Genomic DNA, 12097 nt, shown 5'->3' with positions numbered 1-12097 from the left:
CAGCAGCAGCTGGACCGTGACCATCGACACCGATGCGCCGGTGAAGCCGACCATCGACGCGGCGCTGGACGACGTGGGCAGCGTGCAGGGTAACCTGGCGAACGGCGGCACCACCGACGATCCGACCCCGACCCTGAGCGGCAAGGCGGAAGCGGGCAGCACCGTGAAGATCTACGATCAGAACGGCCTGCTGGGCGAAGTGACGGCGAAGGCCGACGGCACCTGGAGCTTCTCGCCGGTCGCGAAGCTGCCGGAAGGCGAGCACCGCTTCCACGTGACGGCGACGGATAAGGCGGGCAACACCAGTGCAGATTCAGACGACTTCGTCCTGACCCTGGACTACACCGCCCCTGACGCGAGCAAGCTGGCGATCACCGAAGTCTATGACGACGTGAAAACCGCAGGCGTGGTGGCTTCCGGCGGGGAAACCGACGACAACCGTCCGCTGATCAAGGGTACCGGCGCAGAGCCGGGCAACACCATCACCGTGTACAACGGCGACAAGGTGATTGGCACCGCGAAGGTGCAGGCAGACGGCACCTGGTCCCTCGAACCGACCACCCCGCTGCCGGACGGCAAATACACCCTGACGGCGAAAGAGACTGACGGCGTGGGCAACGTCTCCGGTCCGTCCGCAGAGTACGTCATCAACGTGGCCACCGTGCCGCCGCAGGCGCCGACGCTGGACACCGTCTATGACGACGTGGCCCCGCACGCCGACTACCTGCAGAAGGGCGACGTCACCAACGACACCACCCCGACCCTGAGCGGCAGCAGCGGCGTGATCGGCGGCACCATCAGTATCTACGACAACGGTCGTCTGATTGGCACCGCCTCCGTGGGCAGCAACGGCAGCTGGAGCTTCACGCCGGATACGGCGCTGGCTGACGGCAGCCATAACTTCACCGCCACCGTCACCGACGGCGTGGGCCGCACCAGTGAGCCAACCGGCGGCTTCGGTATCGTTATCGATACAAAAGCACCGGAGGCGGCCTCCGACCTGCTGGTCACCGACAACGTCGGCGCCTACCAGGGCCCGGTTGCGAGCGGCGACACCACCGATGACAACACCCCGACCCTGAGCGGCAGGGCCGAGCCGGGCAGCACGGTGAACATCATCGACAACGGCCAGGTTATCGGCACCGCGAAGGTGAACCCGGACGGCACCTGGAGCTACACTCCGGACCAGCCGCTGGCGAACGGCGCACACGACCTGACCACCACCGTCACCGATCCGTCGGGCAACACCGGGCCGGAAGGCTCGCACGTGGTCATCACCGTTGACGTGGTCCCGGGCAAGGTGGAAATCACCGCCGTGACCGACGACGCCGGCAGCGTGACCGGCAGCCTGTCGCAGGGCGCGGTTACTGACGACACCCGTCCGCAAATCAGCGGCACGGCGAAGGCGGGCAGCACCGTGACCATCATGGACGGCAGCAACGTGCTGGGCACCACCACCGCGGGCGCGGACGGCACCTGGAGCTTCACGCCGAGCGTGGATCTGGGTCGCGGCGACCACACCTTCACCGCCACGGCGAAGGACCCGATGGGTAACGAGTCAGCCAGCAGCAGCTGGACCGTGACCATCGATACCGATGCGCCGGTGAAGCCGACCATCGACGCGGCGCTGGACGACGTGGGCACCGTACAGGGCGCACTGTCTAACGGCAGCAGCACCGACGACCCGACGCCGACCCTGAGCGGCAAGGCGGAAGCGGGCAGCACCGTGAAGATCTACGATCAGAACGGCCTGCTGGGCGAAGTGACGGCGAAGGCCGACGGCACCTGGAGCTTCTCGCCGGTCGCGAAGCTGCCGGAAGGCGAGCACCGCTTCCACGTGACGGCGACGGACAAGGCGGGCAACACCAGTGCAGATTCAGACGACTTCGTCCTGACCCTGGACTACACCGCCCCGGACGCGAGCAAGCTGGCTATCACCGAAGTCTATGACGACGTGAAGGCAAGCGGCGTGGTGGCTTCCGGCGGAGAAACCGACGACAACCGTCCGCTGATCAAGGGTACCGGCGCTGAAGCAGGCAACACCATCACCGTCTACAACGGCGACAAGGTGATTGGCACCGCGACCGTGCAGGCAGACGGCACCTGGTCCCTCGAACCGACCACCCCGCTGCCGGACGGGAAGTACACCCTGACGGCGAAAGAGACCGACGGCGTGGGCAACGTCTCCGGCCCGTCCGCGGAATACGTCATCAACGTGGCCACCGTGCCGCCGCAGGCGCCGACGCTGGACACCGTGTATGACGACGTGGCCCCGCACGCGGACTACCTGCAGAAGGGCGACGTCACCAACGACACCACCCCGACCCTGAGCGGCAGCAGCGGCGTGATCGGCGGCACCATCAGCATCTACGACAACGGTCGCCTGATCGGCACCGCCACCGTGGGCAGCAACGGCAGCTGGAGCTTCACGCCGGATACGGCGCTGGCTGACGGCAATCACAGCTTCACCGCCACCGTCACCGACGGCGTGGGACGCACCAGTGAGCCAACCGGCGGCTTCGGTATCGTTATCGATACAAAAGCACCGGACGCGGCCTCCGACCTGCTGGTCACCGACAACGTCGGCGCCTACCAGGGCCCGGTCGTGAGCGGCGACACCACCGATGACAACACCCCGACCCTGAGCGGCAAGGCCGAGCCGGGCAGCACGGTGAACATCATCGACAACGGCCAGGTTATCGGCTCCACGAAGGTGAACCCGGACGGTACCTGGAGCTTCACCCCGGATCAGGCGCTCTCCAACGGCGAGCATGACCTGACCACCACCGTGACCGATCCGTCAGGCAACACCGGACCGGAAGGCTCGCACGTGGTCATCACCGTTGACGTGGTCCCGGGCAAGGTGGAAATCACCGGCGTGACCGACGACGCCGGCAGCGTGACCGGCAGCCTGTCCCAGAACGCGGTCACCGACGACACCCGTCCGCAAATCAGCGGCACGGCGAAGGCGGGCAGCACCGTGACCATCATGGACGGCAGCAACGTGCTGGGCACCACCACCGCGGGCGCGGACGGCACCTGGAGCTTCACGCCGAGCGTGGACCTGGGCCGCGGCGAGCACACCTTCACCGCCACGGCGAAGGATCCGATGGGTAATGAGTCAGCCAGCAGCAGCTGGACCGTGACCATCGACACCGATGCGCCGGTGAAGCCGACCATCGACGCGGCGCTGGACGACGTGGGCAGCGTGCAGGGTAACCTGGCAAACGGCGGCACCACCGACGATCCGACCCCGACCCTGAGCGGCAAGGCGGAAGCGGGCAGCACCGTGAAGATCTACGATCAGAACGGCCTGCTGGGCGAAGTGACGGCGAAGGCCGACGGCACCTGGAGCTTCTCGCCGGTGGCGAAACTGCCGGAAGGCGAGCACCGCTTCCACGTGACGTCCACCGACAAGGCGGGCAACACCAGTCCTGCGTCAGACGACTTCGTCCTGACCCTGGACTTCACCGCCCCGGACGTGAGCAAAGTGAGCATTACCGATGTGGTGGATGATTTTGGTTCCGTCACCGGATCGATTGCTTCGGGTGGTAAGACTGACGATAACACGCCGCTGATCAAAGGCACCGGCGCGGAAGCGGACAACACCATCACCGTGTACAACGGCGACAAGGTGATCGGCACCGCGAAAGTACAGGCTGACGGCACCTGGGAGCTTCAGGTTACCAAGGCGCTGCCTGACGGGACTTACAACCTGACGGTGAAAGAGACCGACAGCGTGGGTAACACCACGGCGGCTTCACCGGAATACATTATTCAGATCGATGCAGGCGGTCAGCCGCTGCCACCGACCCTGAGCAGTGTCGAAGATGACGTTGCGCCGCATACCGGTCCATTGCAGAAGGATGCGACAACCAACGACAACACCCTGCTTCTGACGGGTACGGCTGAAGCTAACGTGACGGTTCGCATTTACGGCGGCGCGAACGGTACCACCCTGCTGGGTGAAACCAAGGCCGATGCCCAGGGCAAATGGAGCTTCAACACGCCGAAACTGGCGGACGGCGTTCATACGTTTGTCGCGGAAGCGATTAACGACATCGGACAGGTGAGCCCGCAAACCGGCGGATTCCCGGTCACGGTGGATACCAGCGCGCCGGGTGAAGTCACCGGCTTCATCGTTAGCGATAACGAAGGTCCGAAGACCGGCGTATTGGCTAATGGCGACACCACTGACGATGCGACGCCGACCATCAGCGGTAAAGCAGAGCCAGGCAGCGTTGTTCACATCTATGTGAACGGCCAGGAAAACGGTACTGCGGTTGCAGACGCGAACGGTAACTGGACCTACACCACCGGTTCGCTGGCGGATGGGGAATACACCTTCACCGCGCGCGCTGAGGATTCAGCAGGCAACCTGGGAGCTGAAAATGCCGGTGTTACCGTCACGCTTGATACCTCCAGCGTACCGGTCACTATCGTTCGCGTGATGGACGATAAAGGCACCGTAACTGGCGAACTGAAGGCCAATGACGTGACTGACGATGCCCGTCCGGACATTATCGGCAAGGCAAAAGCAGGCAGCATCGTGACCATCAAAGATGGCAGCGTGGTGCTGGGTACCGTAACGGCGGATGCCAGCGGTAACTGGACGTTCACTCCAACCAGCGATCTGGGCGATGGCGTACACAACATTACGGCAACCGCTAAGGATCTGACCGGTAAAGAGGATACCTCCAGCACCTTCAGCTTCGAAATTGACAGTAAAGCACCGAATCGTCCGAGCATTGATTATGCGGAAGATCAGGTTGGTACCGTTAAGGACGACCTGAACAGCAACGACGTGACTGACGATCCGCAGCCAATCCTGCACGGTACGGCCGAAGCGAACAGCACCGTCAACATATACTCCGTTGATGGCACGCTGTTGGGTTCAGTCACCGCGAACAGCAGCGGCGCGTGGAACTTCAAGCCGGGCAGCAAGCTGCCGGAAGGGAAAAACACCTTCTATGTCACGGCGACGGATAAAGCCGGAAACGTCAGCGACAAGTCTGCGGACTTCGTGCTGACCACCGACTACACCGCGCCGGATGCGAGCAAGGTGACCATTGATTCCGTCACGGATAACGTGGGTAACGTTCAGGGGATTGTTGCGGATGGCGGCGTTCTGGACGATTCACGTCCGGTGATCCGCGGCTCTGGTGCGGAAGCAGGCAACGTTATTACCGTGTACACCACGGATAAAGACGGCAACACCAAGGTACTGGGTACCACCACGGTCGATCAGAACGGCAAATGGGAACTGACGCCATCTGAGTCTCTGTACGGTGACTCCATCAACAAACTGACCGTGACGGAAACCGATAGTGTTGGCAACGTGGCGAAACCGGCTGACAGCTATGACGTCATTATGTCCGATACCCCGGATGCACCAGCGATCGTTAACGTTCTGGACGATACCGGCACAACCGTTATCAACCTGGCCAACAATGCGTTGACCAAAGACGATACGCCAACCCTGAAAGGAACGGCGGACGGTGCTGCGGGCGATACCATCACCATCTACAACGGCAGTCAGGTGGTGGGTAAAACAACGCTGAACAGCGATGGCACCTGGAGCTTCACGCCATCTCCGGCGCTGGCTGACGGTAGCTACACCTTTACGGTGACCAATACCAACAGCGCGGGTCAGGAGAGCGATCGCAGCGGTTCGTTCACGGTAACCATTGATTCAACAGCGCCGAATCCGGTTTCCGGACTGCAGGTGTCTGACGACCAGGGTGCCTGGAAAGGTCAGTTGACCGACGGTATGACCACGGACGACAACAAGCCAACCTTCACCGGTAAAGCGGAGCAGGGCAGCACGGTCACTATCTATGATAACGGGCAGGCGATTGGTTCAGTTGTTGTGACTAACACTGATGGTAGCTGGCAGTACACGCCAACCACGCCATTAGCAGATGGCGAACACCAGTTCGCGACCCAGGTGACGGATCCGGCAGGTAACGCCAGCGCGATCGTTGACGATATCACCGTTAACGTCTCTACGGGCGCAAGCTATCTGCAGCTGCTGCAGGTGATGGATGATGTCCAGGAAGCGGGTGGTTCTCGCGTGCTTCGCGATGGTGAAGTCACCAACGACAGCCAGGTACAGCTGGTCGGTAAGGCGACGGCGGGCAGCACCATTATCATCACCGACGTGGGTGGCGTTCAGCTGGGCACCGTGAAAGCGGATGCCAACGGTAACTGGGAATTCACGCCGACGAGCAGCCTGAGTGATGGCGCGCACACGCTGCGCATCACCGGGACCGACCCGTCCAATAACCCGCTCACGCCGATCGACTTTGATCTGGTTGTGGATACGGTTGCGCCTGTCGCTCCGGCTATCACCGATGTGCTGGACGACGTCAACCCCGTTCAGGGTTCCGTTGCTCACGGCAAGCCGACCAACGACACCACGCCGGAAATCACCGGTACGGCAGAGAAGGGAAGCACGGTGAATGTGTACCATCAGGTGGATGCGACAACCCGCATTCTGCTGGGTACCGCCGTTGCCGATAGCACAACGGGTCAGTGGACGCTGCAAATCACTGACGCGAACAAGCTGGCTGAAGGCACCTGGAATCTGGTCGCAACCTCCACGGACGCGGCGGGCAACGTCAGTACGCCGAGCAACACCTGGACAATTGTTGTCGATACCACCGTGTCTGACGCGGTTATCAACATCAGCTCTGTCTCGGAAGACCGTGGCGCTTCAGACACTGACTTTATTACCAGCGATAACACGCTGTTGATTAACGGTGAGCTGAACAAAGCCCTGCAGGCGGACGAGTGGGTTGAGATAAGCCTCGACAACGGTGCAACCTGGACGCGTGCCTCAACGGTCACCGGCACATCCTGGACTGTGGATATGCAGAGCACGCCGCTGAACGATGGTGCGTACACCATTCAGGCTCGCGTGGTGGATAACGCCGGTAACGTCGGCAGCACCGATTCTCAGGCGCTGCAGGTGGCAACGGGCGGCAGTGACATGAACGGTCTGTCTACGACAACCAAAGTGACTACCGATACCAGCCATGGTCTGACGACCGGGGATCACTTCAGCCACGCGGCAACGGCAACCAACGGCGACATGGTCACCCGTGACCGTACGGTGACCATCAGCGGCAACCTGAGCGCGGCGCTGCAGGCGGGCGAACATCTGCAGATCTCTCTGGATAACGGAAAGACCTGGAAAACGCTGGCGCTCAACGGCCAGAGCTGGAGCTATGAACTGCCGGAAGCGACGGCAAGCACCACCCACAGCTTCAAGCTGCAGGTGATTGACGTTGCGGGCAACCCGGGTACGAACACGAACTTTGCCGATAGCTACAACGTGGTTATCGATCTGGATTCTCCGAATGGTATTACCGGGGCGCCAGATGTGCCGCAGCACACCACCACAGGAGATTCGTTCACCTTCTCCAGCGGTCAATACGGTCGTGTTGAAGCGGGGGCGATTATCTCGCTGGTGAGTGACGTCAACAACAACGGGACATATCAGGAAGGTCTGGATCAGGTCATTGGCTTCGTGAAGGCTAACGCTGACGGCTCCTGGAGTCTGAATACGTCGCTGCCTTCTGGCGCACATAACCTGGCCTTTGTGGTCTGGGATGAAGCGGGTAACCGCTCAAGCATGAGCGCCAGCACCAGTACAGGTGTCACCGAAGGTGGCGGCAGTACGCTGATTGAACAAACCTGGGGGGGAACGACCGATGCGGATAGCCGCGGTTTGAACGCCGCTGCGGTGACCATCAGTCAGGACGGTTTGTGGTCATTCTTCCAGAGTGCTCGCGGCACTTCTGGTACAGCAACCGCTAACGCCGGACGTGTCTATGACTCCGTCACGCGTGAAGACTACGATTCAACGTACCTTGCCCAACCGTCAACTGAAAACGGTGCGGGTTACGACGTAGATAGCACGTCATACAGCCGTTATGTTAACTCCGCAGCCTTTGCGGACATTAACCGCGATGGCTATGCCGACGTCATGTCTCAGATCAGTAGTTATAGTAACGCGGGTCGTACCGCCTACTGGCTGCAGAACGCAGACGGTAGTTACTCCGCGAAGGCGCTGGATCAGGGCACCCTGAACCACCTCGGCGGCGTGATTTCCTATGACCGTGAAGGTGATGGCTATCTGGACTTTGTGCTGGGTGACTCCGAAGCAGACTCCATTTCGTTCATCAAAAATACGCAGGGCACGCTGAGTTACGAGGATAATTCCGGCTTCTCTGACGGACATCCTGGCGGGGCACTGCCAACGTCGCTGAGCGTGCTGCACGAAGTAGGGGCTGTGGATATCGATAACAACGGTACCGTAGATATTACGGCGCATATCGACTACAACGGCGCTGGCAACCTCGTCGGCAACAACTCCCGCGGTCTGGGTATCTTGTATAACCAGACTACCGGGACGTCGAAGACCAACTTCGGTGAAGTTGGCTACTACGCGAACGTGTTCCGTGACGATGGCCATGAAGACTACGGTAACTTGTCTATCTCCATGACCTATGCGGATTACAACAACGATGGTTGGCTGGATCTGTTCCTGAGTCGTGGTTCGAAGGGGAGCAGTAACAGCGACGAGAGCCGTATCTATCTGAACGATGGTACCGGCAAGCTCAATGCAACCGACGGCCAGGCGCAGTGGTTTGGCGATAACGTTGACGGCGGCACGTCGCTGGCAGTGGACTGGAACCACGACGGTAAGATGGACATCATCGAAGTGCCACGCTCTGGCGTGACTGGCTCGCCAATGTTGTATACCAATACCGGTAGTAACAACTGGGGCGCCAATAAAGTCAGCCTGACAGGTAGCACGACGTTCAACAACATGACCGGTGCCGTGGCGCTTGACTATGACTGGGACGGTTCGATGGACCTGGTGCTGTACCGCTCTGGCGCGGATGCTGATGTCGTGGCAAGAGACGACGCGGGACGCACGATGCTGGTGAAAAACACCAATATCGCGGCGGACGGCACGAGCCTGCAGATCCGTATTGTTGACGGCAACGGCATCAATACCTTCTACAGCAACACCGTGAAGTTATACAACTCAGCGGGCGAGCTTGTGGCAACCCAGCTGATTAACCCGCAGTCCTCTGGTTCCAGCAACAGCATGGGGCTGGTGAGCTTCTTCGGGCTGGATCCGAATGAAGTTTACTCCGTGCAGATGCTGCGCATTACCGACGGTAAAGCGGATCACGTTGGCGCAACGAGCAGCATTGGTGGTTACACCAACGGTACGGTAAATGAGAGCTGGGGTGGCCTGACAACAGGTAAAGCCCATGACTCCTACGTACTGACGGCGGAAAGCGGCAATGCGGCAAACAACACCTCTGGCAACAGCGGGATCGTCGGGACGGGCTATAACGACACCTTCTTCGGTTCTGCAGGCAACGACATCTACAACGGTGGCGGCGGCTGGAACCAGATTGTGAGCGGTAAGCCGGTCTGGAGCGAAACTGCCGGTATGGACGTTGTTGACTATAGCCGTTCAACTACTGCGATCAACGCGAACCTGTGGACAGGTACTGCAACCGGTAACGGCACCGATAAACTCCTCAATATCGAGGGTCTCTTAGGTTCCAGCCAGCAGGATACGTTTACGGATAACTCCGCAAATAACCTGTTCGATGGTCGCGGTGGCAATGACGCCTTCTACCTGGTCAACGGCGGTAACGACACGCTGATGTACAACGTGCTGGAAGGAATGACCAACGACAGCACCGGCGGCAACGGGCACGACACTATCCACGGCTTCAAGGTGGGTAATCTGGTGAAAGACAGTGATGCAGACCTGCTCGATATGAGCGAGCTGCTTGACTATAAGGGCTCTATCTCCTTCTTCGAGGACGATGGAAAACTGGAGCTGGATTACTCCTCCCGCGGCGTGCTGGATTACGTCAAGGTGGAAGTTGTTGGAAGCGATACCGTGATCAGTATCGACCGTGACGGTCAGGGCGGACAGCATGGATTTACTCAGGTTGTCACGCTGGCTGATGTTCAAACCGATCTGGTTACGCTGCTGCAGAATAACCAAATAATGATGTAACCCAGTAAAACCCGCCATCTTCGGATGGCGGGATTTCTGTGCATCTCTGTTGTTTTACGATCAATCACTGGGTTAATCGGGAATTTGATAAATGAAAGTAACCCCTCGGAATTTTAAAAAAATAAATCTGGCGTTCTGTGTCGCTGCTGCCTTAAGTGCATTTATGGCCAATCCCGCTTATTCAGCCGAAAAAGTGGAAAAGGCCATCGATTTACCGGTAGTGATTAAACCCGCGACAAAAAATACGGCACCGCAGCCTTATCGTCCGGTAGCTGGCGTAACGCCTGAACTGGCGCAGGTTGTCGTCTATTATCCGCAGGGCACCGTTCCTGCGACAGTCTATGTGGACCGCGAGCTGCAGTCGGTGCTGTTGCCAGGCCAGTTTACCGTCCTGTGTGCCGCACCCGGTGCGCACACGGTGGAATCCTGGTTCAACGACCAGCCGACCTATCAGGGCAAACAAAACCCGCAGCAGCAGCTCAATACCGAAAGTGCCCAAACCTATTTTATTCAGGTGAACCCAGGCACTACGGGAAATACGGCGGCGCTGGAGGAGCGCGCGCGTGCGGAATCACTTTTGAAAAATATGCATAAGCAGACCAGGATTATTAATCGAGCCTCGCAGGTCAAACCCTGTGATTACGTGAATAATACCGGCATAGTGCTTATTCAGGAGCAGGTACTGTTCCGCTTTGCCGCAAGCAACACGGCGGGCATTTTTGCGGAATCTCGCCAGAAGCTGGATGAGGTAGTGAAATTTATCCGCCAGGCGAATAACGTTCGTGAAATTCAGATTATTGGTTATACCGATGCGATTGGTAGCCGTGAAGCCAACCAGCGCCTCTCTGAAGCGCGTGCGAATACGGTTCGTTCGTTATTGATTGAGAAAGGTATTAAGCCAGAGCTTATTAATAATACAGTTGGACAGGGGGTAGCACAAACCGCTGAAGGTTGTGGAACCAGTGCCACCCAGCAAGCGGCGGGTTGTAACGTTAATAGCCGTCGTGTAGAAATTTTAGTGAAAAGCCACTAATTATGCCTAAAGAAAATACGGATCGCAGCGATGCTTTCCGTATTTTTTTGCAGAAGCGAGGAAGGGTTAACGGCGATTATGCACACTGGGGTTCGAAAGCAAGAGGGCTGGTGCTGCTGTAGTATTTTTTCTTCTCCCTGATGATCTCGTTCTCGATTGACTCCCGGATGATCTCGCCACAGGAATATATTTTTTTCAACGAGTTAAAACCCAGTTGCTTCATAATATTATTGGTATAGGTGTAGGTTGTTTTAGGTTTAATGTTGTGCACGAGGCTAATGTCATCAATGGTGTAACCCGCAATCATCAGCTTCAACACACAAAACTCCATATGCGTCAGTTCGATGTATTTGTTAACTACCTTGCTTTTGCTGGGGTGACGCTGGGCATGCATTTTTTTGATGATCTCATCGTTCGTAAGATTATTTATGTTTACAAGACGATGCCTGAAATGGGAACAAATGCAGGAAAACAGTGTGGGAAAAATATCCGAATGATAGGCGATAATAACTTCTGATATGGTTGCATTATGCGCTTTTTTTCGAAGAGAGATCAGCCAGTGGAAGTAAATGATATTACTGTATATCGAGTCAGGTAAAACTAAATATAGGGTAAAAAAAGAGCCCCTCCTGACCTCTTTAGTCCAGGTAAAAAGATTCTGTTGATTGTCAAAAGAGATGACTTTCTCTTTCCTGAATGTTTCTGAAAGCAAATGATGTAGACCGATATTGCTAAACTGACATCGTGATAAAATAACTTTAGACGTATCCATTGGTATTCCTTTGGTTAACTTGAATGGAAGGAGTCCATCTTCGTAATGTTGCATACCGACAGACAGGTACTACGGTATGAATATATTTATATTTTACACGACATGAATAAACTATTAATTAAGAACACTCCTTCAGTAAATGGGAATTGTTAACCTCGCCGGAATGTAATTTCACGCTGACATTAATGTAAGAAAGCGATGTTTTCAACCAGGATTAATCCACATATCCAGGACA

The 12097-nt window shown here is 57.6% G+C and carries 3 protein-coding genes; 2 read left to right on the top strand and 1 reads right to left on the bottom strand.

Features of this window, described 5'->3' with window-relative positions:
- Positions 1-16: 16 nt before the first annotated feature.
- Both IM304_RS17560 and IM304_RS17555 read left to right on the top strand, forming a co-directional pair.
- The gene (locus tag IM304_RS17560) at positions 17-10057 is read left to right on the top strand and encodes an Ig-like domain-containing protein (protein WP_370627942.1); all 10041 of its coding nucleotides are present in this window, start codon (positions 17-19) and stop codon (positions 10055-10057) included.
- A 91-nt stretch (positions 10058-10148) separates the two neighbouring features.
- Positions 10149-11090: an OmpA family protein gene (locus IM304_RS17555; RefSeq protein WP_193355726.1), complete on the top strand. Its 942-nt coding sequence runs from the start codon at positions 10149-10151 to the stop codon at positions 11088-11090.
- A gap of 76 nt (positions 11091-11166) precedes the next feature.
- Here the strand turns inward: IM304_RS17555 and IM304_RS17550 are convergent, their stop codons facing one another.
- Positions 11167-11862 carry a LuxR C-terminal-related transcriptional regulator gene (locus IM304_RS17550; RefSeq protein ID WP_193355725.1) on the bottom strand — a complete coding sequence of 232 codons (696 nt, stop codon included), beginning with the start codon at positions 11860-11862 and terminating at the stop codon, positions 11167-11169.
- Positions 11863-12097: the final 235 nt, after the last annotated feature.

This window comes from Enterobacter cloacae complex sp. P40C2 (assembly GCF_014930695.1).
Lineage (GTDB): Bacteria > Pseudomonadota > Gammaproteobacteria > Enterobacterales > Enterobacteriaceae > Enterobacter > Enterobacter pasteurii.
Note: the sequence above shows the minus strand (reverse complement) of the source record. Positions and strands in the feature narration are given on the sequence as shown.